The organism is Streptosporangium sp. H13245, assembly GCF_055690525.1.
Window position 1 is genome coordinate 41,788 of sequence record NZ_JBSZKT010000012.1, and the last position, 22,085, is coordinate 63,872.

The 22,085-nt window shown below is 71.5% G+C and carries 21 protein-coding genes and 1 pseudogene; 11 read left to right on the forward strand and 11 right to left on the reverse strand.

Annotated features, from left to right (window positions below):
• Positions 1-26: 26 nt before the first annotated feature.
• From ACW9TB_RS19950 to ACW9TB_RS19960, 3 genes and pseudogenes are all read right to left on the reverse strand, one after another.
• A complete protein-coding gene (locus ACW9TB_RS19950; protein ID WP_472749522.1) occupies positions 27-581 on the reverse strand; it encodes a DUF302 domain-containing protein in 555 nt (184 codons plus the stop codon).
• Positions 578-1,959: pseudogene (locus ACW9TB_RS19955) on the reverse strand (CaiB/BaiF CoA transferase family protein). The gene ACW9TB_RS19950 and the pseudogene ACW9TB_RS19955 overlap by 4 nt, the downstream one beginning before the upstream one ends.
• The gene (locus tag ACW9TB_RS19960) at positions 1,953-2,777 is read right to left on the reverse strand and encodes an enoyl-CoA hydratase/isomerase family protein (RefSeq protein WP_472749523.1); all 825 of its coding nucleotides are present in this window, start codon (positions 2,775-2,777) and stop codon (positions 1,953-1,955) included. Before ACW9TB_RS19960 ends, ACW9TB_RS19955 begins: the two are co-directional and overlap by 7 nt.
• Positions 2,778-2,965: 188 nt before the next feature.
• Between ACW9TB_RS19960 and ACW9TB_RS19965 the strand changes: the two genes are divergently transcribed.
• On the forward strand, positions 2,966-3,460 hold the full coding sequence (locus ACW9TB_RS19965) for a winged helix-turn-helix transcriptional regulator (protein ID WP_472749524.1): 495 nt from the start codon (positions 2,966-2,968) through the stop codon (positions 3,458-3,460).
• 9 nt (positions 3,461-3,469) lie between these two features.
• On the opposite strand, the gene ACW9TB_RS19970 is transcribed toward ACW9TB_RS19965, so the two are convergent.
• A complete protein-coding gene (locus tag ACW9TB_RS19970) occupies positions 3,470-4,549 on the reverse strand; it encodes an enolase C-terminal domain-like protein (RefSeq protein ID WP_472749525.1) in 1,080 nt (359 codons plus the stop codon).
• 341 nt (positions 4,550-4,890) lie between these two features.
• On the opposite strand from ACW9TB_RS19970, the gene vanY-N reads away from it, so the two are divergent.
• From vanY-N to ACW9TB_RS19990, 4 genes are all read left to right on the forward strand, one after another.
• Positions 4,891-5,460 (forward strand): D,D-peptidase/D,D-carboxypeptidase VanY-N, encoded by a 570-nt coding sequence (gene vanY-N, locus ACW9TB_RS19975; RefSeq protein ID WP_472749526.1) that lies wholly within the window; start codon positions 4,891-4,893, stop codon positions 5,458-5,460.
• A 118-nt stretch (positions 5,461-5,578) separates the two neighbouring features.
• On the forward strand, positions 5,579-6,535 hold the full coding sequence (locus ACW9TB_RS19980) for a D-alanine--D-alanine ligase family protein (protein WP_472749527.1): 957 nt from the start codon (positions 5,579-5,581) through the stop codon (positions 6,533-6,535).
• Entirely contained in the window at positions 6,532-7,911 is a 1,380-nt protein-coding gene (locus tag ACW9TB_RS19985) for a UDP-N-acetylmuramoyl-tripeptide--D-alanyl-D-alanine ligase (RefSeq protein WP_472749528.1), read from the forward strand. Before ACW9TB_RS19980 ends, ACW9TB_RS19985 begins: the two co-directional genes overlap by 4 nt.
• An 85-nt stretch (positions 7,912-7,996) precedes the next feature.
• Complete coding sequence (locus ACW9TB_RS19990; protein WP_472749529.1) at positions 7,997-8,689, forward strand: aspartate/glutamate racemase family protein; 693 nt, start codon at positions 7,997-7,999, stop codon at positions 8,687-8,689.
• 211 nt (positions 8,690-8,900) lie between these two features.
• Here ACW9TB_RS19990 and ACW9TB_RS19995 read toward each other — a convergent pair whose 3' ends face one another.
• From ACW9TB_RS19995 to ACW9TB_RS20015, 5 genes are all read right to left on the reverse strand, one after another.
• On the reverse strand, positions 8,901-9,383 hold the full coding sequence (locus tag ACW9TB_RS19995; protein WP_472749530.1) for a GerMN domain-containing protein: 483 nt from the start codon (positions 9,381-9,383) through the stop codon (positions 8,901-8,903).
• The gene (locus tag ACW9TB_RS20000; RefSeq protein WP_472749531.1) at positions 9,380-10,858 is read right to left on the reverse strand and encodes an ATP-binding protein; all 1,479 of its coding nucleotides are present in this window, start codon (positions 10,856-10,858) and stop codon (positions 9,380-9,382) included. The genes ACW9TB_RS19995 and ACW9TB_RS20000 overlap by 4 nt, the downstream gene beginning before the upstream one ends.
• A 7-nt stretch (positions 10,859-10,865) precedes the next feature.
• Positions 10,866-11,540 (reverse strand): response regulator, encoded by a 675-nt coding sequence (locus ACW9TB_RS20005; protein ID WP_472749532.1) that lies wholly within the window; start codon positions 11,538-11,540, stop codon positions 10,866-10,868.
• Positions 11,541-11,809: 269 nt separating this feature from the next.
• Positions 11,810-12,754 (reverse strand): siderophore-interacting protein, encoded by a 945-nt coding sequence (locus ACW9TB_RS20010; RefSeq protein ID WP_472749533.1) that lies wholly within the window; start codon positions 12,752-12,754, stop codon positions 11,810-11,812.
• Positions 12,755-12,865: 111 nt separating this feature from the next.
• The gene (locus tag ACW9TB_RS20015) at positions 12,866-13,900 is read right to left on the reverse strand and encodes a CHAP domain-containing protein (RefSeq protein ID WP_472749534.1); all 1,035 of its coding nucleotides are present in this window, start codon (positions 13,898-13,900) and stop codon (positions 12,866-12,868) included.
• A gap of 558 nt (positions 13,901-14,458) precedes the next feature.
• Here ACW9TB_RS20015 and ACW9TB_RS20020 point away from each other — a divergent pair.
• Positions 14,459-14,908 carry a hypothetical protein gene (locus ACW9TB_RS20020; protein WP_472749535.1) on the forward strand — a complete coding sequence of 150 codons (450 nt, stop codon included), beginning with the start codon at positions 14,459-14,461 and terminating at the stop codon, positions 14,906-14,908.
• Positions 14,909-14,971: 63 nt separating this feature from the next.
• Here ACW9TB_RS20020 and speB read toward each other — a convergent pair whose 3' ends face one another.
• On the reverse strand, positions 14,972-16,027 hold the full coding sequence (speB, locus tag ACW9TB_RS20025) for an agmatinase (RefSeq protein ID WP_472749536.1): 1,056 nt from the start codon (positions 16,025-16,027) through the stop codon (positions 14,972-14,974).
• A gap of 906 nt (positions 16,028-16,933) precedes the next feature.
• Positions 16,934-17,101, reverse strand: a complete 168-nt coding sequence (locus ACW9TB_RS20030; RefSeq protein ID WP_350946212.1) for a DUF3073 domain-containing protein — start codon at positions 17,099-17,101, stop codon at positions 16,934-16,936.
• Between the two features lie 296 nt (positions 17,102-17,397).
• Between ACW9TB_RS20030 and ACW9TB_RS20035 the strand changes: the two genes are divergently transcribed.
• From ACW9TB_RS20035 to ACW9TB_RS20055, 5 genes are all read left to right on the forward strand, one after another.
• The gene (locus tag ACW9TB_RS20035; protein ID WP_472749537.1) at positions 17,398-17,592 is read left to right on the forward strand and encodes a hypothetical protein; all 195 of its coding nucleotides are present in this window, start codon (positions 17,398-17,400) and stop codon (positions 17,590-17,592) included.
• 2 nt (positions 17,593-17,594) lie between these two features.
• Complete coding sequence (locus ACW9TB_RS20040; RefSeq protein WP_472749538.1) at positions 17,595-17,930, forward strand: ArsR/SmtB family transcription factor; 336 nt, start codon at positions 17,595-17,597, stop codon at positions 17,928-17,930.
• Between the two features lie 355 nt (positions 17,931-18,285).
• Positions 18,286-19,113 (forward strand): DeoR/GlpR family DNA-binding transcription regulator, encoded by an 828-nt coding sequence (locus ACW9TB_RS20045; protein ID WP_389911379.1) that lies wholly within the window; start codon positions 18,286-18,288, stop codon positions 19,111-19,113.
• Between the two features lie 157 nt (positions 19,114-19,270).
• Positions 19,271-20,350, forward strand: a complete 1,080-nt coding sequence (locus tag ACW9TB_RS20050) for an ABC transporter substrate-binding protein (RefSeq protein WP_472749539.1) — start codon at positions 19,271-19,273, stop codon at positions 20,348-20,350.
• A 129-nt stretch (positions 20,351-20,479) separates the two neighbouring features.
• Positions 20,480-22,015 (forward strand): sugar ABC transporter ATP-binding protein, encoded by a 1,536-nt coding sequence (locus ACW9TB_RS20055; protein ID WP_472749540.1) that lies wholly within the window; start codon positions 20,480-20,482, stop codon positions 22,013-22,015.
• Positions 22,016-22,085: the final 70 nt, after the last annotated feature.

A 22,085-nucleotide genomic window follows, 5' to 3' on the forward strand; every position in this document is an offset into this window, starting at 1 on the left:
GCGCCGGGCGGAAGGCGACAGGGCCCTCACCCATGGGAGGCCCGTCCCCGGACGAGTTCGGCGGGTACCGGAGCGTCGAGGTGTTCCAGCAGGGCGGCGAGCTTGCGGTCCAGCTCCAGGCCGACCTCGGTGATGTCCGGGTCGCCGAAGCTGGAGAAGCGGGTGCTCGGCTGGTCCACGGTGAACCAGGTCGTGCTCTGCGCGTCTTCGTAGATCGCGGTACGCAGTGGCGCGTAGAGCAGGACGGCCGGATCGTGGTGGAACATCCGCTGGGCGATCGTGTGGTTGCCCATCAGGTACTCCACGCACAGCCAGCGGTCTCCGGCCAGCCCCATCAACGGCATGGCCTCGAAGCTCCAGTAGATGAGGAAGTCGTGCGGCGCGTTCTCGGCCGTCGCCCGCAGGACGGTGTCCCAGTCGGCGTCGTCCCTGACGAGCCGTTCGAAGCGGTCGGCGTCGAACGCGGGGACGGCGCGCTCGTAGTGCTCACGGAACTCCTGGAACGGGGTGGGGACGCCGACGGTCAGGCGGCTCACCTCGTGTGTGACGGTGTGGACCCTGGTGTCTGTTCGCTGAGTCATGATCTCTCCGGTGTCGTCTCGTGGCTGCCGGTGCTCCGGCGAGCGCGAGGAACAGGGGCACCGCGGCGGTCTACCGGGTGAGTCCGTTCGGAGTCGTTCGCCCGGCCGCTCCCGTTTCCCTCGTTCCGGCCGGGCTCGACGAGCGCGCCCAGGCGCCGCAGAGAACCGATCTCGCCTTCGGCGAATCCCAGCTCACGCAGGACGTCGTCGTTGTGTTCGCCCTGCCGGGCGGGCACTCTCTCCGGTGAGCCGGGTTCTGATGAGCCGGGTTCTGACAGGCCGGGCTCGTCGGTGGCGCTGAAGTGCCAGGGCGCCCCCGGCACCGTGATCCGGCCGCCGTCGCGGTCGGGAACCGTACGCGTGGCCGCCCACTCGCGTGCCCACCGGCCGCCGGCGAACTCGCCGACGGTGCGCAGCCGCCCGGTGGGGATCTTCGCCTCGTCGAGCTGCGCGTCCAGGGAGGCCATGTCGCCGAACGTCCAGATCCATTCCTGAACGACGGCGTGCAGCTCGTCCAGGTGCTCCCGTCGCGCTTCGGGCGTCCGGAACCGCGGGTCGTCGGCGAGGTCGGAGCGCCGCATGGCGGCGAGGTAGAGGGGGAACGACGCGCTGCCCACCAGGCTCATCGGGCTGACGAAGGTCTCTCCCTCCGGACCGACGAAGAAGGGACAGTCCGTGGCACCCAGGATCGGGACCTCCGCCCCGAGGTCGCGGTCCGACAGGTCCGCGTGAACGCGTTCGTTGATCGAGAACATGACCGCGGCCATGGCCACGTCGACGTACTGGCCCCGGCCGGTGCGGTGCCGGTGCTCCAGCGCGGCCAGGATGGCGATGGCGGCGTGCAGCCCGGAGTAGACGTCGGCGTGTGACAGCGAGTCGGTGCGCGGCGTTCCCCCGGGGGTGCCGAACCGGTCCATGGTGATCTTGGTGACGCCGGTCTCGGCCTGGATGGTCGGCGCGTACGCCGACCGGGAACGCCACGCGCCGTGCTGGCCGTAGCCGCTGATCGAGGCGTAGACGACGCGCGGGTTGCGCGCGGCGACGGTGGCGTAGTCCAGCCCGAACGAGGGCAGCGTCCCCGGCCGGAAGTTCTCCACGATCACGTCCGCGCGGTCGCAAGGCGCAGCGCCACCTCCCGCGCGCCCGGCGCGTTGAGATCGATGGAGACGTCGCGCTTTCCGGCGTTCTGCTGGGCGTAGTAGCCGGAGATCTCGGCCTCGCGGGGGAACGCCTGCCGGGACAGGTCGCCGCCCGGTGGTTCCACCTTGACGACCTCGGCTCCGAGTTCGAGCAGTGTCTGCGCGCAGAGCGGTCCGGCGAGCACCCGGGAGAAGTCCACGACACGGATGCCGGTCAACGGTGCGGACACGGTCAACACCCTCTGAAGCGCGCCCGGCCGGGGCCGTCGCGGTTCAGCGACTCCACCCCGGTACGGAAGTCCGCGGAGCGGAAGATCGGTTCCTGGATCTCGGACATGGCCTCGTCGGCCGCGCGGACGCCCTGGTCGACGGCGATCGACACCAGCCTCTTCGTCGCCGCGTGCGCCACCGTCGGCCCCGCCGCCAGCTCACGGGCCAGGGCCATCGTCGCCGCGCTCAGCCGCTCGTCCGCGACGACCCGGTTGACGATTCCCCAGCGCTCCATCGTGCGCGCGTCGTAGCGGCGTCCGAGCATGGCCATCTCCTTCGCCCGCGCGGCACCGGCACGTTGGGTGATCCGCTGGACGGCGCCCATCAGGGGATGCAGGCCGACGGCCGCCTCCACCGATCCCAGCTTGGCGGACTCGCTCGCGACGATGAGGTCACAGGCGAGCGCCACCTCCAGCCCGCCTCCGGCGCAGATTCCGTGCACGCTCGCCACGATCGGGATCGGGAGCTCGTCGAAGGCGCGCAGCACGTCGGGCAGCCGCCAGCCCAGGACGCCGTTCCCTTCCGTCGCGGCGGCCAGCATCGCGTCGAGATCGGCGCCCGCCGAGAAGTGACGCAGCCCGCTCTCGACGACCACCACCCGGGCGCCCCGGGCCCACGCCCAGCGCAGCGCCTCGACGATCCGCTCGCCGAAGGCGGCGTCCAGCAGGTTGTGGGGCCGATGCTGGAGTGTCAGCACCGCGACCGGGCCGTCGGTCCGGCGGCCGATCGGTGTCTCCCCGGCGACCGGCGGGAAGGTCCGGTCCGCTTCGGTTCTCCGCTCTGGCATGACCGTCTGTTCCCTCCTGGCCGGGCAGCCGCTCCCCGGCCGTGGGTATCACCGCGGTGTTCGCCGCTCCCGCCCGCGGAGGCGGCGAACACGTCTCTAACTTGCAGTTTGATAGTTAGGTCTACGGCCAACCGTATGAAGTAGACTTGCTTATCGCAAGCCAGTTATGGGTGAAAGGGGTTAAAGCCTTGGCAACCGCTCGAAAGGCACGGGTGGGGGCGCCCTGCCCGATCGGCCGGGCCGTCGACGCCGTGGGGGAGCGGTGGACGCTGCTGATCCTGCGCAACGCCACCTTGGGCACGACCCGCTTCGAGGACTTCCGGTCCGACCTGGGCATCGCCGACAACATCCTGTCCGCCCGGCTCGGCCGCCTCGTCGATCTCGGCCTGCTCACCCGGGTGCCCTACCGCGACGGCGGGCGTACCCGTAACGAGTACCGTCTCACCGCGGCGGGCGCCGACGTGCTCCCGGTGCTGCGCGCCCTCGCCGCCTGGGGTCAGGAGCACACCGTGCCCGACGAGCCCGCAGAACCCATGCGGGTCGTCCACCGGACCTGCGGCCAGGCCACCACGGCGGGCGGGCGCTGCGACCACTGCGGGCGCCCCGTGCGCCGCGAGGAGGAGGCCTGGGTACGCCCCTGGCGATCACCTGAGCCGACCCCCCTCGCGAGCCCCGTCTCCTGAAGACCGGCTTCAGACCGCGTACCGGGCGATCGCGTCCTCGTCCCAGGTGATCCCGAGCCCCGGGCCCACGGCCGTGACGTGGCCGTCGACCGGCCGGTACGGGGTGTGGAGCACCGCACCGGCGAGATCGAGATACTCCATCCAGTCGGCGGTGGGCGTCACCGCCATGGCGTGCGCGCTCGCCTCGACGAAGAGGTGGCTGGACACCGGCAGCGAGGCCGCCTGCGCCTGTCCCGCCGCGAGCGTCCAGCCGGTGAAGCCGCCGATCTTCATGATGTCGAACATGGCGAAGTCGCAGGCCGACGCCGCGATGGCCGCGTGGCACCCGTTCGGGAACCACCAGTTCTCCCCGGTCTGGATCCTCGCGCCGGTGGTGCGCCGCAGGTAGGAATGGCCGGCGAGGTCCTCGGCGGCGACCGGCTCCTCCACCCAGTAGAGGTCGAACTCGCGGAGCCGCTCGATGCGGCGGCGGGCCTCCTGCGGGCCGAGCGACTGGTTGTAGTCGACCATCAGCTCGACGTCGGGTCCGATGATCTCGCGAACCCGCCGTACGACCGCCACGTCGCGGGCCGCGTCCGGATAGCCGATCTTGATTTTGATCGCCCGGAACCCGTTCTCGACGGAGCCGCGCAGCGCCCGCTCCTCTCGCCGGGGGTCCATCATGCCGTAGCTGTCATAGGCCCGCAGCGGCACGGGCTCGCCACCGAGAAGGCAGGCGACGGGCTGGCCGGTCAGCTTGCCGAGGGCGTCCCAGAGCGCCATCTCGATCCCCGACGCGACCATGCCGACCAGCCCCTGCATCCCGAGCAGCCGGAACCGCGCCTGGAGCTCCCGCATCCGCCGCACCGGCGAAACGGGCCCGCCGGCCAGTTCGGGGGAGAGTTCGCGGACGATCGAGGTCAGGGCCGGGAGCACCGCCGGGCTGTAGGCGAAGACGTAGGAGTGCCCGGTCACCCCGCCCTCGGTGATCACATCGAGCAGGACGAGGGGGGCGGCCGTCATCGACCCCGACGCGGTACGCAGGGGCCGTGTCATGGGGACGACGACCGGACGCGCACGCACCTCCGAGATCGCCGGAAGTGCCGTCATGTCACCGTCGCCTCCCGATGATCGACATCGCTCCCGCGCCTGTGGTGTGAATCCTCCTTGTATGCGCCTTTGGTTGAAATCCTCCCCGGAAACCACCGCGGACACCAGGCGCGTCCCGGCAAAGAGAACGGCGCGGAAACTTGCCGGAGAGATGGCAGGCCCCGGCCCGGCCCGGCTCGTCCGGCGGTGCCGAAAGCCCCGGTCCGCTGTCGGCCGCGTGTGCTCGCCTCGTCGGCGCCGTGTCATGGTCGTGTCACGGTCCCGCCGACGGTGGCCGCCGTCGGGAAACGGTGACATTCGGCGGACAACGCGCGCATATCCGGTGCCGATCGTGGTTCGTCATGAACGAGCCACGCACGATCCCGTCCCGGCCCCGTGACCGGCTGTACGCCGCGGCCACGCTGGTGCTCGCCGTGTTCCTGCTGCCCGCGGCGTTCGTCCGGCGTCCCGGCCGCGCCCGCGAGCTGGCCTGCGGCTGGGCGTTGCGGATGCGATTCCCCGCCGAGGACCTCACCGGGCTCACCGACGGCGCCCTGACGGCGTTCACCGCGGCGCGCACCCGGGCGCTCTGGCGTCACGGCCAGCTCATCGGCCTCACCTCCGGATACCGCGACCCCCACGTCCAGCAACGGATGTTCGACGAGGAGGTGCGCCGCTCCGGCTCCCCGGCGCTGGCACGCATGCTCGTACTGCCACCGGCGGAATCCAGCCACGTCAAGGGCGTCGCGCTGGACGTGCGCCCCCATGAGGGCGCGCGCTGGCTGGAGGAACACGGCGCCCGCCACGACCTGTACCGCATCTACGACAACGAGTGGTGGCACTTCGAGTACCGCCCGGACCGTGGCGGCAGGCCACCGCGACGACGGCCCCACCCCGGTGTGGACCACGCCGGTGAGTACACGGGGCTGTAGCCCGCGACCGTGACACAACCATGACACGGCGCTGACGGGGCGAGGACACGACCGGCCGACAGTGGACGGACTGACCGGCGCCCGTCGTCTCCGCGCCACCGAGGAAGGCTGATCGATCGTGACCGAACGCGTACGCGTGGCTGTGCTGGCGGGTGGGCCGTCCGCCGAGCACGAGGTGTCGCTGCAGTCGGCGCAGGCCGTGCTCAACGCCCTGCCGAGGGATCTGTACGAGCCCGTCGCCGTCATCATCGACCGGCGGGGCAGGTGGCCGGTGGAGCTGCGCCGCGACCTGGCGGACGTGGTCTTCCCCGTGCTGCACGGGCCGTTCGGCGAGGACGGCGTCGTCCAGGGCCACCTGGAGACGCTGGGCATCCCGTACGTGGGCTGCGGCGTCATGGCCTCCGCCGTGGCCATGAACAAGGTCGCGATGCGGCGCGCGTTCCTGGCGGAGGACATTCCGGTCACCCCGCACGTGTGGTTCACCGAGTACGAATGGCGCACCACCACCGACCACTGGGGCCTGGTGAAGTCGCTCGACTGGCCGATGTACGTCAAACCGGCCGGGATGGGCTCCTCCATCGGCATCTCGCGTGTCACCTCCATGGAGGAGCTGCGCGCGGGCGTGGACCTGGCGCTGGCCTACGACCGGATGGTCGTCGTCGAGCAGGGCGTGACCGCGCGCGAGATCATCTGCGGCGTGCTCGGCGGCTACGACACCCCGGACGCCTCGGTGCCCGGCGAGCTCATCGTGCCCGGCGACTGGCTCGACTACGAGGCCAAGTACCTCAGCCGGGCCGAGATCGCCGCCATCCCCGCCGTACTGCCGGAACGGGTGGCCGAGGACGTGCGCGAGCTGTCCCTGCGCGCCTTCCGGGCGATCGGCGGCTACGGCCTGTCCCGCGCCGACTTCCTCTACGAGGAGGACACCGGACGCCTGTACGTACTGGAGATCAACACCATGCCCGGCTTCACCTCGCGTTCCGTCTACGCCAGGGCCTGGGCCGCGAGCGGCGTCCCGTACCCGGACCTGCTGCGCCGCCTCATCGACCTCGCGTTCGCCAGGAGCGGCTCATGATCCCCATGACGCTGGCCGAGATCGCCCGGGTCGTCGGCGCGAGCCTGTACGACGTGCGCGACCCCGGGGTGGCGGTGACGGCGCCCTCGGCGGTCGACTCCCGCGAGGTGGTGCCCGGCGGCCTGTTCGCCGCGACGGTCGGCGCCCGCGCCGACGGCCACGACCACGCGGCCGGTGCCGTCGCGGGCGGCGCCGTCGCCGTGCTGGCCTCAAGGCCCGTCGGCGTACCCGCCCTCGTGGTCGAGGACGTCCAGCTCGCGATCGGCCTGCTGGCTAGGCACCTGCTCGGACACATCGGCCCGACCGTGATCGGCCTGACCGGCTCGGTGGGCAAGACCACCACCAAGGACCTGCTGGCCCAGGTGCTCGAACGGCACGCCGCGACGGTCGCCACCGACAGGTCGTTCAACAACGAGCTAGGGCTCCCGCTCACCGTGCTGCGCGCCGACGCCACCACCCGGTACCTGGTACTGGAAATGGGCGCGGGCCGGAAGGGCGACCTGACGTACCTGACCGGGATCGCACCGCCCCGGGTCGGGCTGGTGCTCAACGTCGGAACCGCGCACGTGGAGCGCATGGGCGGCGGGCCGGCCGACGTGGCCGAGGCCAAGGGCGAGCTGGTCGAGGCGCTTCCGGCGGACGGGTTCGCCCTGCTCAACGCCGACGACCCGTACGTCATGGGCATGGCGGGCCGCACCAGGGCCCGGATCCTGTCGTACGGCAGGTCGGCGGAGGCGCGGGTGCGAGCCGAAGGCGTGCGGATGACCGGCCGCGCGCGAACCGCGTTCGAGCTGGTGACGCCCTCCGGCCGCGCCCCGGTCCGGCTCGACCTCATCGGCGAGCACCAGGTGGGCAACGCCCTGGCCGCCGCCGCCGTCGCCACCGCGCTCGGCCTGGACGTCGCCGAGATCGCCGAGGGGCTGACCGCCGCGCGGCGGCGCTCCTCGGGCCGACTGGAGATCGTCGAACGGCCCGACGGCGTCACCGTCGTCAACGACGCCTACAACGCCAGCCCCGAATCCATGCGGGCCGGGCTGCGGGCGGTGCGGGCCCTGGCCGGCACCCGCCGTACCGTCGCCGTGCTCGGCGCGATGGGGCAGCAGGCGGACGCCTCCCGCGCCCGGCACGCGGAGATGGGCAGGCTCGTCGCCGACCTCCGCCTCGACGTGCTGATCGCGGTCGGGGCGGGGGATCCGCTCGCGATGGCGGAGGCGGCGGAGTCCGCGGACCGGGGGGTGGCCGTCCACACCGTCGAGGACGTGGCCGGGGCCCTCAGGCTCGCCACCGCGCTTCTCGAACCGGGGGACGTGGTGTTCGTCAAGGCATCCAGCGAGATCGGGCTCGGTGCCTGCGCCCGTGCGCTGGCCGGTGCCTGACCGCCGGAGCGTCACCGAGGGGCCGGGACGCACCACCCAACCGGACCGGTGGCTGGACCGCCACCGGCTGTCGAAACGGAGCTCCATGCGCGCCATAGGTCTCATCGGCGGACTGAGCTGGGAATCTACGGTGATCTACTACCAGGTCATCAACCAGCGGGTACGCGAGCGGCTCGGCGGCAGCCATTCCGCCAACAGCCTCATCTGGTCGGTCGACTACACGACCGTCGAGGACCTCGTCTTCGCCGACCGCTGGGACGAGGTGAGCACGCTGCTGGCCGACGCGGGCAGGAAACTGGAGGTTCTCGGCGCCGAGGTCCTGCTCGTCTGCAGCAACACCTTCAGCCGGGTGAGCGACGACGTGGCGCGGGCCGCGAGCGTGCCCGTGCTGCACATCGCCGACGCCGTGGGCGCGGAGGTCCAGGCCAGGGGGATGCGCAAGGTCGGCCTGCTGGGCACCCGCTTCACCATGGAGCAGCCCTTCTACCGGGACCGGCTGGCCGCCCACGGCTTCGACGTGGTCGTCCCTCGGCGCGAGCAGCGGGAACTGGCCCATCGCGTGATCTTCGACGAGCTGGTGCGCGGGGTGCTCCGGGAGTCATCCAGGGACGCGTACGCCCGGATCATCGCCGACCTCGCGGCCGACGGGGCCGAAGGGGTCATCCTCGGCTGTACGGAGATCGAGCTCCTGATCACCGAGAAGGACACCGCCGTCCCGCTGCTGCCGAGCGCCCGGCTGCACGCGGAGGCGGCGGCGGGCTTCGCGCTGTCCGGCTGACACGCCCTCGATCGCGATCTTCCAGGGCGTCCGACAGGCTGGCGTGCCTTCGGTCGCGTTCTTTCACGGTGCTGCCGACTGGCGCCCTCGGCCGCGTTTTCCATGGCGCCCGGCCAGGGCGCCCTTGGCCGTGTTCTTGCACAGCGCGTCACTCCGGGTTTTTTCACAACGTGTCACTCCGGGTTCTTGTACGGCGTTCCTGTACGGCGCGTCACTTCGGGCAGCTTTGGGGGCCGACGCTCTGCCCGGCGCCGATGACGGTGACCTGGACAGAGCTGCCCGGCGCCGTGGCGGCGGCCGTGCACACGATCTGCCCGACGGCCAGCGGGGACAGCTCGTCGGCCGGGGTGGACAGGGTCACCACCAGGTGGCCGTCCGGCTTGGCGGTCACCGAGAACAGGCTGGCCTCGGGCGGGACCTCGGTGGTGAATCCGCGCGCCTTTTCCCCCGAGGTGGGTCCGTTCGCCAGCAGCGCGAGCGTGTCCGCCGGGAACAGCGGAGGACCACCGGGCCGCGTCACCGCGCCGAGCCGACCATCCTTCACCAGATAGAGGGTGGTCGCCATGGCCGGTGCGACGCGTCCGCTCGGCGGGGCACCGGCGAGGATGACGTCGCTGGGCTGCACGCCGCAGCCGGTCACGGCGACGAGCGATACGAGGCCCGCGGCGAGCACGCGGGCGAGTCCGGTCCTCATCCGGGGCCTCCGTCCTGGTCGGGTGCCCGGCGTGGCAGGCGCAGCGTGAACACGGCGCCGCCGTCCGGGGCGTTGGCGACGGTGAGGTCGCCTCGGTGCAGGCGCGCGTTCTCCCGCGCGATGGCCAGGCCCAGGCCGCTGCCCTCGGACCTGGCCCTGGCCGCGCTGGCCTTGTAGAACCGGTCGAACACGTGCGGAAGCACCGCCTCGTCCAGTCCCGGTCCGTGGTCGCGGACCTCAAGGGCGATCCAGTCCGGGTCGGCGCGAAGCCGTACCGACACCGGTGGCTCGCCGTGCCGCAGGGCGTTGCCGACCAGGTTCGCGAGGACGACGTCCACCCGGCGCGGGTCCAGCCGCGCCGTCACCCCGGGGGGGACCTCGGTGCGCACCCGCTCCGACCAGCCCCGGACGCGCAGGGTCGCGCGTACCAGTTCGGCCACGTCGACCTCGTTCGGCGCGAGGGCCGCGACGCCGGAGTCGAACCTGCTGATCTCGATGAGGTCGTTCACCAGGGAGGTGAGGTTGAGCGTCTCCTGGCTGACCAGCCTGGCGGCCCTGTCGGCGGGCTCGGGCAGCCGGGCCGCCTCCTCCTCCAGGACGTCGGCGACCGCGGTGAGCGCGGCCAGCGGGGTGCGCAGCTCGTGGGACACGTCGGCCACGAACCGGCGGGCGTCGGCCTCCATCTCGCGCAGCTGCCCGACGAGCCGTTCCAGCTCCGCGGCGGTGTTGTTGAACGTACGCGCCACGTCGGCCAGCTCGTCGGAGCCGCGCACCGCGATCCTGGTCCGCAGCTCGCCCTCGCCCAGCAGGCGTGCCGCCCGGCCGAGCTCGCGGACCGGGCCCAGCACGCCACGGGTGGCCAGCGACGCCAGGGCGACCGCGAACGCCAGGGCCGCCCCGCCGATGAGCCAGGCACGTGCGGCGAGCTCGTCGATGCTGTGCTGTTCGGAAAGCAGGCTGCGCGCGCTGTAGACCTCGATGCCGGACACCCGCGTCGTCCGGTCCCGCTCGATGATCAGCATCGGCATGCCGATGACCAGGTTGGGCTCGCCCTGCCACACCACACGTTGCCAGGCGGTACGGCCACCGGCCACCACCTGCCGCAACCCCGGTGAGATCATCCCGAGATCCAGGATCCGGGCCTTTCCGCCCGGTCTCAGGTGCCCCGGCGCCAGGGGCGGAGGGATCGGCGACTGCGTCCCCCGGTAGACGGCGACCGCGAAGCTGTTCTGGTCGGCCCCGGCCGTGGCGATCTCGTCGAGCTCGGCCGGGCCCGGTGTCGCGCTCCGCAACGGGTAGAGCGCCTCCAGGCGACCGGCCATCGCCTGCACCGCGGCGTCCTGGGTCCTCTGCAGGATGGCGTTGCGGGCCTGGACGTAGCTCCCGCCCGCCACCGCCGCCGAGGTGACCACGCACAGCAGCGCGAAGGCGAACAGCAGCCGGGCACGCAGTCCCAGGCTCGGCCGGGGGATCACCGGCGGCTCACACCGGCCCGAACCGGTACCCGAACCCGCGTACCGTCTGCACGTAGACGGGCGCCGCCGAGTCGTCCTCGATCTTCGCGCGCAACCGCTGCACGCACGCGTCCACCAGGCGCGAGTCGCCGAAGTACCCGTGGTCCCACACCGACTCCAGCAGCTGCTGGCGGCTGTGCACCCGGCCCGGCGTGCCGGAGAGCTCAAGCAGCAGGCGCAGCTCGGTCGGGGCGAGGTCCACCGGCACACCGCGTCTGGCGACCACGATCCCGGCCCGGTCGATGGTCAGGTCCCCGTGCCGCTCCAGCTCCGCCTGTTCCCGGCCGATCCGCCGGAGCACGGCGCCGATGCGTGCCTCAAGCACCCTGGGCTGCACCGGTTTGACCACGTAGTCGTCGGCGCCCGCCTCCAGCCCGGCCACCACGTCCATGTCGTCGCCGCGCGCGGTCAGCATGATGATCGGTACCTGGCCGGAGGCCCGGATGCGGCGGCATACCTCGAACCCGTCCATGCCGGGCAACATCAGGTCGAGCACGACGACGTCGGGAGGATCCGTGCGCATCCGGTCCAGCCCCTGCTCGCCGGACTCCACCGCGCGCACCCGGTACCCGTGCCGGGTCAGGGCCAGCTCAAGGCCCTCCCGTACGGCCGGGTCGTCCTCGATCAGCAGCACTCGCGACACGCCCCCGAGTTTCACAGCACGCCCCCGTAACTCGTCCGCCGGTCAACCCCGTCCACTGTCGACCGGCCGTGTGCGCGCCTCGTCCTCGCCGTGTCATGGTTGTGTCACGGCTTCGCCCGCCGCGTTGACAAACGGTGACATATGGTGACATGTGATGGACAAAGCGTGCGTATTCTGCACCAATCGTAGTTCGTCATGAACGAGCCCCGGACGATCCCACCTCGGCCTGATCGTCCGGGGGGCGTGCCCCGGACACCGGGCTCAGGCGCTCAGGCGCTCTCCGAGCGTCCCAGCCGCCAGTAGCCCATGAAGGCCACCGAGGAGCGGTCGACACCCACCTCCTGGACCAGGTGGCGGCGGAGCAGCTTGACCATGCCCGCCTCGCCCGCCAGCCAGGCGTACAGGCCGCCGCCCCCCGAGTCCCCCGAGGACTCGGGGACCTCCCAGAGGATCTCCGCGTCGACGTCGACGTCCTCCAGCGGGTTCGCGGTGCCGGTGACGGCGCGCTCACCGGCGAGCGCGGCCAGGGTGTCGCGTACGGCCGGGATGAGCAGGTCGCCGTGGCGGGCTCCCTCGCGCGGCAGCCAGGTGACCTTCACGCCCGGACGGACGTCGAGCGCGAGCGCGTCGGCGGCCCCGGGGACCTCCAGCAGCGCCGTGACGCGCACGGAGCCGGAGAGCGACTCGACGATCGTGGCGATGGCGGGCACGGCCGTCTCGTCCCCGGCCAGCAGCAGGTGCGACGCCCCGGCGGGCGGGGCCCACTCCTGGCCGCCGACGGGACCCGGGTACGCGGCGTTGGGGCCGACCACCACGGCCCGGTCACCGGGGGAGACGCGGGTCGCCCACCGGGAGGCGGGGCCGGTCTCGCCGTGCAGGACGAAGTCGATGTCGAGTTCGCGCGACTCGGGCCGTACGGCTCGGGCGGTGTAGGTGCGGATCGGGTTGCGCAGCTCCTCGGGGAGCGCCCGCCACCGCTGGTACCAGTCGTCTCCGTCGCCCAGCGGGGTGAAGCCGCCGTCGGGAAGGGGGAGGATCACCTTGACCCGCTGGTCGAAGCCCCTGTCGGCGAAGCCCGCCAGGTCCTCGCCGCCGAAGGTGACCCGGACGAAGCTGGGGCTGAGCCGCGCCGTCCGCAGGACCTCCACCCGGTGGCCGCGATAGGCCGGAACATCCGCCGCGCGCTCAAGGGTCCGCTCGCCGCCCGCTGTCATCGTGCCGCCTTCGCTGGGGGAATGCCGTTCCCCAGCAACTTAGCTTTGCCTAACCTTATTAAGCAACCTGTGGCGGTCGGCGGCCCCTGTCCGGTTTCGGGCCGGGACCTGTCACGCGGCGCGCGCCTCCTTTCCGAGGTCCGTGCCGGTACGGCCGGGGACCTCGGTGCCCCCGGCGCGCTTCCGCAGGCCCGCGCGGTACGGCTCACACGCCCAGCTCGGCCTGCTCACCCGGATCGGCTCGCGGACCCGAGGTGCATTGTCCGGCCGCCCGCCCGGGTGGGGCACCCCGGTCCGGGGACGCGCCTTCCAGACCGGGGGCGTCTCCGGACCGGGGAGAGCCTTCCAGGCCGGGGAGGTCTCCGGGCGGGGGAGTGTCTCGGCGACCGGGAGCGTCACACCGGGCCACAGGTCCGCCCGTTCCCGCCGCCCGTTCCTCCTGCGGTGCCGTCCGGCCGTGACGCGGGGGCTCCGGGTGTCGTGCGGGCGCAGCCGGGACAGGACGAACGTCGTGCCGAGGATGAGGATCAGCAGCCCGGCGATCGCGGCGGTCTCCACGGAGACGGGGGGCGTTCCCGGCGTACCGGACGGAGCCGTCGCGCCCGGGGCGAGCGCGGGACGGATCTCGATCCGCCCGGCCGCCTGCGGGGCGGCGTCGTCCCCTCCCGGGGTACCGGCCAGTTTCTCCTTGACCTTGCGCGGCAGCCCGTAGCCGACGACCTTGCTCTGGTCGCGGGTCTTGCGCTTCAGCCAGACCTTGTCGACGTTTCCCTCGATGGTGTGGATCGTTCCACCGCTCACGCTCTCCACGATGCCGACGTGGTCGATCCCCCCGATGTCCTTGCCGCCGGACCAGTCGAAGAAGACCAGGGCCCCCGGCTCCGGCGTCCGCGTCCACGCGTCGTTGGTCTCGAACCAGCGGGCCTGCGACGGGGTCCAGGCGAACTGCCCCACGTACTCCTGCACGTCCGCCTTCTCCGCAGCCCAGGCGATGAACATCGCGCACCAGGGGGCCGTCTTGTACTGCGGGTCCTGGGCCACGTTGACCGCGTACCACTCGCCGAACTTGCTGTGCTGGCCGGACCCCTCCCGGTACCCGAGTTCGGGCTTGATGGTTCTGAGCAGATCGTCACCGATCGGATCCATGGCTGTGAGCCACCCCGTCCACTCTCCTCCACCCTTCCGAGAAGGGGGCGCCGTCCGACAAAGCTGGACTGTATTCGCAGAAAAAAGGAGAAGTGAGGCTATTTGCGCAAAAAGCCGAGCCGAGAGGCCGTCGAATACCGGATTAGGCGAAAGGCGGGAAACCTGCCCCCGCAGCACCTACCATCGTCTGGCCGCCCGCTCGGGTTCCGGTGCACGACACCTCGTGCCGGGTCCGGTATGACGGTACGCGGGGGTGCATGACACCTCTCGGGGACCCGGGGCGCCGGTGGCCGTTCGCGCTCGCCGGGCATCTCATGTTCCGATGTGTGACGGTGTGCGGCGCCTTGCGTTCCGATACGCGGCGGTGCTTGGCACCTCCCGGGGACTTGCTCACCTCACCCCGCGCTCACGGGTCACACCGGTACGCGTCCCGCTCATTGGGGCCCATCGGGTCGAATAGCATGTGATCGCACGTGCGCGGCACGCGCGGGTGCCGACGCCGAGACCTTCCCTCCCGGTCCGGCGACAACGGGGACGCGAAGGCGGAATGGGTTTTCCATGTTCGACGACAAGACGCAGGAGACCCTCCGCCGCCTCCTGGACCTCGCCGAGCACCCCGCGACCCCGCAGGCCGAGCGCGCCCTGGCCGTCGCGCGGGTCCGGGCCCTCATCATGGTGCCCGAGGGCGACGCCCGCCGGGCACCGGTCACCCCGGCGATGGAGGCCGGGATCCTCAGGAGGGTCAGGCCGCTCGCCCACCGGGTCGACGAGGACCTGGTGAACGAGGTGCACGGCGACCTCTACGCCTTCAGCACCCGCTACCGGGTGATCGGCGAGCTCGCCGAGGAGATCGCCCTCCTGCTCGAACGCTGGAGCGCCGTCGTCCCGCAGAAGCGCCACCGCCACGAGGAGGCCGTCAGGACCGCGGCCTCGAAGCTCGTCTACCTGCTGGAGCGCCGCGACCTGTTCCGCAAGCCCAAGTGGGGCAACCGCCCGAGAACCCGCTAGAGCCCGCGGCGACCGCCGGAGGCCCATCCGGTGACGACCGTTGAAGGACCGGGTGGCCCCGGGTCAGCGGTCCGGCCGGTCGAGCGGACCGGACCCGCGGTCAGGGCGCTCGGCGAGCAGCGGCAGCAGCGGGTTCCACGCGGTCCCGTCCCGGGCGTCGCGCCGCCGCCTGGCGATGGCGCTCAACGCCTCAAGGACCACGCGGTTGGCCAGCGCGGCGGTGATGTCGGCGTGGTCGTAGGGCGGGCTGACCTCCACGACGTCGACGCCCACGACCGGCAGCTCCAGGCAGACGCGCCGTACGGAGTCCAGGAGCTGGCGCGCGGTGATGCCGCCGGGCTCCGGGGTTCCCGTGCCCGGCGCGTGGCCCGGATCGCACACGTCGATGTCGACGGACAGGAACACGCCGTCGCACTCGTCGACGGCGATGGCGAAAGCCTCGGTCAGGCACTCGTCCAGGCCGCGACGCACGATCTCGGTCATCTCGTACGAGCGCATCGCCCGGTCCGCCATCCAGTCCAGCGTCTCCGGCGGCGGCCAATAACCGCGCAGGCCGATCTGCAGGAACCGGTCGCCGCGCAGCGCCCCCGACTCGATGAGCCTGCGCATCGGCTGCCCGTGTCCCCACAGCGAACCGAACTCGATGTCCCCGGTGTCCGCGTGGGCATCAAAGTGGATCATGGAGATCCGGCCGTGCCCGAGGACGTTCGCCACCCCCTTGGCGTCGGGGAAGGCGATCGAGTGGTCACCGCCCAGAATTACCGGGATGGCCCCCGAGCGGGCGACCTTCTCGACGGCGGCCTCCAGGGCGGCCAGCGACGCCAGGATGTCGCCGGGCGGCATCTCGACGTCGCCCGCGTCCAGGACGCGCAGGTCGCGCAGCCCGTCGGTACGCAGCGCCAGGCTGGGACGCGCCCCGTCGTGCGGCAGGTAGTCGGTCATCCGGATCGCCTGCGGCCCGAAGCGCGCGCCGGGCCGATGCGAGGTGCCGCCGTCGAACGGCGCCCCCACGATCACGATGTCGGCACCCGCGTAGCTCGCGGGGTCCTCCAGCGAGCATCGCTCGACGCCGAGGAAGGTGATGTCGGGCCCGAACTGGGGCCCGTAGCGGTTCGTCACCGTTCCTCCGGCGGGAAGGTCCCGGCCCGCGCGTGCCGCGGCCCGTCGCCGCCGGGCACGGCTCGCGGGGCGGCCTCGGCCGTCCGCCAGGAGATCGTCATCGGGAACTCCACCCGCTCGGGTCCATTGGACCAGCCAGCATAACCGGACAGGTCGGGACATGTGTCGGCCCGTGGCGCGGTTCGGCGGGCCGGGCGAAGAGCCGGGACCCGCCGTAGCGTGGCTCGGCGGGTCAGGTGAAGAGCCAGGATCCGGAGGGCTGGAGGTTTCTGTGCCCTGTGGCGCGGTTCGGCGGGCCGGGCGGAGGGCCGAAGGCCCGCCGAGGCCGGAGCCCCCGAGAGCTGGAGATCTCCGCGGGCCGGGCGGAGCCCCGGAGGCCCGCCGAGCCCCGGAGACCCAAAGGACTCCGGGGCTCGGTGTGGGCAATGGTGGCCGTGGCCCGGGGAGACTTTCCGCCCGCGCGAGGCACGCCCTCGCGCGATCGGCGATTCGTCCCGGGGCCACGGCGTGTGACCTGGCAGATCCCGGTGCCCGGCGGGGGAAGGGTAGCCGGTCACCATGGGATGTGTGGGACCCGCCAGAGCTCTCCGTCGACGCGCTGACCGGGAGTGCGTGACCGCGGCGTTGCGGTACGCACAACCGTGACGGTAGGCAGCCCCGGGCGGGTGCCTCAATGATGTTGCCGGATGTTGCGCGGAATTCGCCCTCGGGCGGCGGACGCCCCACGGGCGTTCACCGGCCGATCGGCGTGTCAATCGAGTACGTCAATCGGCATGCCGGTCGATGTGCCGGGGGAACCCTCGCGGGCAGCGCCACGCGACCGGGGCCGTGGGACCCCGGAGTCGAGCTCCGCGAGCTCCACCGGCGCCACGGCGGCCGGGCGGGGGTCATGGCCCGCCCGCGGTGTTACCTGCCGGTCGGCTCACCGGTGGGGTCGTCGGCCTCGCTCTCCGGCGCGGGATCGTCACCGGCGCCAAGCTCCTTGCGCAACCGGTCAAGATCCATGCTGTGGCTGCTGTACTTCAGCTCGCGCGCAACCTTCGTCTGCTTAGCCTTGGCTCGGCCCCGTCCCATTGGCTGTACTCCCTCGCGCAGGCCGTGCTCGGCCTCTCGTCACTGTCGCATCGCCGGCTGGCGCGCTCTGACGCCGCAGGTCAGCCTGCGGTAGCCGTACCAAGTATCCCGCTTCGCGGTCGATCCGTCATCGATCGGGCTCGAACCGGCCGCGGGCCCTGTTGGAAAACGGCCTTCGCCATCATAGCCAACGTCATTACGATTTGAAGAATTATGCAATTTGCCACATCATGAGGAATGGTGTGCCGATAAACCAGACGCCGGGGAGTGACCTGATCCACGGGAGGTGGGGGGACATGAGCGAGTTCGCGGCGGAGCTACGGGCACGCATCGCCGATGTCGACGGCGAGCTGGAGCTCATGCGCCAGGCCTTCGACGATCACGCGATCGATGTCCTGTCCGGGCGGCTGGAAAACCTGCTGCGCATCGCCGACCAGCACGGCGTCGACGTACGGTACGCCGGTGGCGGGCCTGCCACCGGAGCTGTGTGATCATGCCGGTGCCGCTGCACCAGGCCAAGGCCGAACTCTTCCGTACCATCGGCCATCCGGTCCGCGTCCAGGTGCTGGAGCTTCTCCAGGACGGCCCCCTGCCGGTGCGGGACCTCCTGAGCGCCATCGACGTCGAGGCCTCCAACCTCTCCCAGCAGCTCGCCGTGCTGCGCCGCGCGGGAGTCGTGACCGCCACCCGGGACGGCGCCACCGTCGTCTACGCCCTGTCCACCCGTGACCTGGCCGACCTGATGTCCGTGGCGCGATCGATCCTGGCCGAGGTTCTCGCCGAGCAGGGCGAGCTCCTCGCCGAGCTGCGCGCCGAGGCCGGTAGATGAGCGTGGCCCACCCGGAGCGCGCCGACGGACCTCGCCGGAACGCCACCGACAGGTAGGTACGGCCTTCCTGAAACACGGCGGCAGGCTTCGCCCCCGGCAGGCGGCGGGACCTCGGCGGCGCGAAGGCGCACAAGGCGCATGAGGGTGCACAAGGCGCATGAAGGCGTTCGTACGGTGACCGGGGCGCCCGTCCTTTCCCGCTCTTCCGCGGTGACCGGGGCGGCGTCGTCCCGGCGGGGTTCCACGATGCCCGGCTCGGGGAGCATGCCCGTGAGCGGGAAGAAACCCTGCTCCCGGCCCAGGTTGTCGCTCGACGACCGATTATGATCGGCTCAGATCACGTGGTTCGAAGCAGATGGGGTCGGTCGTGAAAAGTGGGGGAGAGAGTTCGGGCCAGGCGGAGTATCGTCGTCCCGTGTTCGCCGCGGAGCGCCGTCAGCGCATCCTTGAGCTGGTTCGTGCCAACGGCGCGGTCTCCCTCCGGGATCTTGCCCAGTCGGTGCAGTCGTCCGAGGTGACGGTCCGCCGCGATCTGCGGGCGCTGGAGGCCGAGGGCCTGCTCAACCGGCACCACGGCGGCGCCACGCTCCCCGGTGAGCTGTCCCGCGAGCCGACGTACTCGCAGAAGATGCAGACGGCGGCCGCGGAGAAGCGGGCCATCGCCGACCTCGCGGTCTCGCTGGTCGAGGACGGCGACGCGATCGTGGTCGGCGCGGGCACCACCACCCAGGACTTCGCCCGCCGCCTGGCCCGGGTGACGGAGCTGGCCGTGGTGACCAACTCCCTGCTGGTCGCGCAGGCGCTCACCGACTCGCCCCGGGTCGAGGTGGTGATGACCGGCGGCACCCTGCGCGGCTCCATCCACGCCCTGGTCGGCAGCGCCGCCGAGCGTTCCCTGGCCGGGCTGCGGGTGCGCAGGGCCTTCATCTCCGGCAACGGGCTGACCGCGGAGCGGGGCCTGTCCACGCCCAACATGCAGGTCGCCAGCGTCGACCGGGCCCTGGCCGCGGCGGCGGAGGAGGTGGTCGTGCTGATCGACCACACCAAGGTCGGGGTCGACACGATGGTGCAGACCGTGCCGACCGAGGAGATCACCCACCTGATCACCGACGACGAGGCGCCCCGCGAGGTGCTGGACGACCTGACCGGGCGGGGGGTGCGGATCCACGTCGCCCGGATCTGACGATCGGGAAAGATCGGAATTTCGACAGGTCGGTGACCGAATCTGACCGAATTCGATCAATCGTGACCCAGTGATGTCCATTTCTTTACGGATTTGTTTCCTGGCCGGATGAACATCGAGCGCATCGACGTTCCATCGTCCTGTCCAGGAGGGCACCATGACCCTGCTCACGAGTCGTCCGGGAAGAGTCGCCGCGCTGCTGGCCGCCGCCGTCCTCGTCACGTCAGGTTGCGCGAAGGGCGAGGAGACCGCCGCCGCGCCGAGCGGTTCCGGCACCCAGGGTGGCCAGGTCGTCCAGACCCCGGCCGCCGACGCGGGCGCCGGGTGCACCATCGACGCCTTCGGTGCCCAGAGGTTCGACCTCAAGACCACCGTGGTCGGCTTCTCCCAGTCGGAGAAGGAGGCCAACCCCTTCCGGATCGCCGAGACGAAGTCGATCAAGGACGAGGCCGCCAAACTCGGGATCGCCAACCTCAAGGTCACCAACGCGCAGTCGCAGTTCTCCAAGCAGATCAGCGACGTACAGCAGCTCATCGCCCAGGGCGCGCGGCTGCTGGTGATCGCCCCGCTCAACTCCGACGGCTGGGAGCCGGTCCTGCAGCAGGCCGCCGCCAAGAAGGTGCCGATCATCACGATCGACCGCAAGATCAACGCCGTACCCTGCAAGGACTACCTGACCTTCATCGGCTCCGACTTCGTCGAGCAGGGCAAGCGCGCCGCCGACCAGATGGCCAGGGCGCTGGGTAACAAGGGCAAGGTGGCCATCCTGCTCGGCGCGCCGGGCAACAACGTCACCACCGAGCGGACCAGCGGCTTCAAGGACCGCATCAAGGAGGTGGCGCCCGACATCGAGATCACCTTCGAGCAGACCGGTGAGTTCGCCCGCGAGAAGGGCCAGCAGGTCACCGAGCAGCTCATCCAGTCCAACCCCGACATCGACGGCATCTACGCCGAGAACGACGAGATGGCGCTGGGTGCCGTCACGGCGCTCAAGGGCGCGGGCAAGAAGGCGGGCGACGTCCAGATCGTCTCCATCGACGGCACCCGCGGCGCGGTCCAGGCCATCGCCGACGGCTGGCTGGTCGGCGTGGTCGAGTCCAACCCCCGCTTCGGGGCCCTGGCCTTCGCGACCGCCCAGAAGTTCCTCGACGGCCAGGCCATCCCGGAGAAGGTCATCATCTCCGACCGCGAGTACGACAAGGCCAACGCGGAGAGCTCCCTCTCCGAGGCCTACTGATCACCGGACCCCTGTCACCGGGTCCGGCCGTTGAGCCCGATCACCGAACCCGATCATCCGAACCCGGCCCGGAGCGTCGCCGCCCCGGGCCCCTCGGGAAGATCGGGGAGATCTGAGGAGAGGAGCCCTGTGGCCACGACCGGCCGAGTCCTGGAAGCCGCCGGGGTGCTGAAGGTCTTTCCCGGCGTCCGCGCGCTGGACCACGTGTCGTTCACCCTCGGCAGGGGCGAGGTGCACGCCCTGGTGGGAGAGAACGGCGCGGGCAAGTCGACATTGATCAAGGTGCTGACCGGCGTCTACCAGGCCGACGCGGGCCAGGTGAGATACCGCGACGAGGTGGTGGGCTTCTCCAGCCCCCTCGACGCGCAACGGGCCGGTATCTCCACGATCTACCAGGAGGTCAACCTGGTCCCCTCCATGAGCGTGGCGCGCAACCTGTTCCTCGGGCGCGAGCCCAGGAACCGGTTCCGGCTCATCGACTTCGGGGCCGTACACGAGCGGGCCAGGGAGATCCTCAAGGGGTACGGCGTCGATGTCGACGTCCGCCGCCCCCTCGGCTCCCTGGGCATGGGCACCCAGCAGATGGTCGCCCTGGCCCGTGCCGTCTCCGTCGACGCCCAGGTCGTCATCATGGACGAGCCCACCTCCTCGCTGGAGCCGCGCGAGGTCGGCAGGCTCTTCGAGGTGATCAGGGGGCTGCGCGACCAGGGTCGCTCGGTGATCTACGTCAGCCACCGGCTGGACGAGCTCTACCAGATCTGCGACCGGGTCACCGTGCTGCGCGACGGCAGGCTCGTCCACACCGGCAGGATGGCCGAGCTGGAACGCCTGCGCCTGGTCTCGCTCATGCTCGGGCGCAAGCTGTCGGAGGTGCGGGCCGAGGGCGCCACCAAGTTCAGCGGCTCCCACCCCCAGGACGAGCAGGACCCGCCGGTGCTCACCGCGACCGGGCTCACCCGCAGGCACCTGCTCGACGGCGTCTCCCTGGAACTGCGGCCCGGCGAGGTCGTCGGCCTGGGCGGCCTGCTCGGTGCCGGGCGCAGCGAGACCGCCAAGGCGATCGCGGGCGCCCTCAGGGTGGACTCCGGGGAGGTCGTCGTGGCGGGCGTACCGCTGCGCACCGGCTCGGTCTCCGCGGCGATTCGCGCGGGCATCAGCCTGCTGCCCGAGGACCGCAAGGCCGAGGGGATCATCCCGACCCTGTCGGTGCGGGAGAACATCGCGCTGGCCGCGCTGCCCAGGCTCTCGCGGGCGGGCATCGTCTCCGACCGCCGCGTCGACAGGATCGTGGAGACCTTCGTGAAACGGCTGAGGATCAAGGCGGCGAGCCCCGGCCAGCCGGTCGGCGAGCTGTCCGGCGGCAACCAGCAGAAGGTGCTGCTGGCCCGCTGGCTCGCCATGAGTCCCAGGGTGCTGCTGCTGGACGAGCCCACCCGGGGCGTCGACGTCGGCGCCAAGGCCGAGGTGCAGATGCTCATCGACGAGCTGGCCGTGGACGGCCTGGCCGTCCTGCTCATCTCCTCCGACCTGGAGGAGATCGTCGAGGGCTGCGACCGGGTCGTGGTGCTGCGCGACGGCGCCGTCCAGGGCGAGCTGCACGGCACCGAGGTGAGCGAGGAGGCGATCATGTCCATGATCGCCCGGCCGGTGGAGGTCCCCCGATGAGGTCCGTCGTGTCCGTGGTCGCCACGCCGATGAGGTCCTTCGATGAAGCTGTCGTGCCCGTGATCGCCCC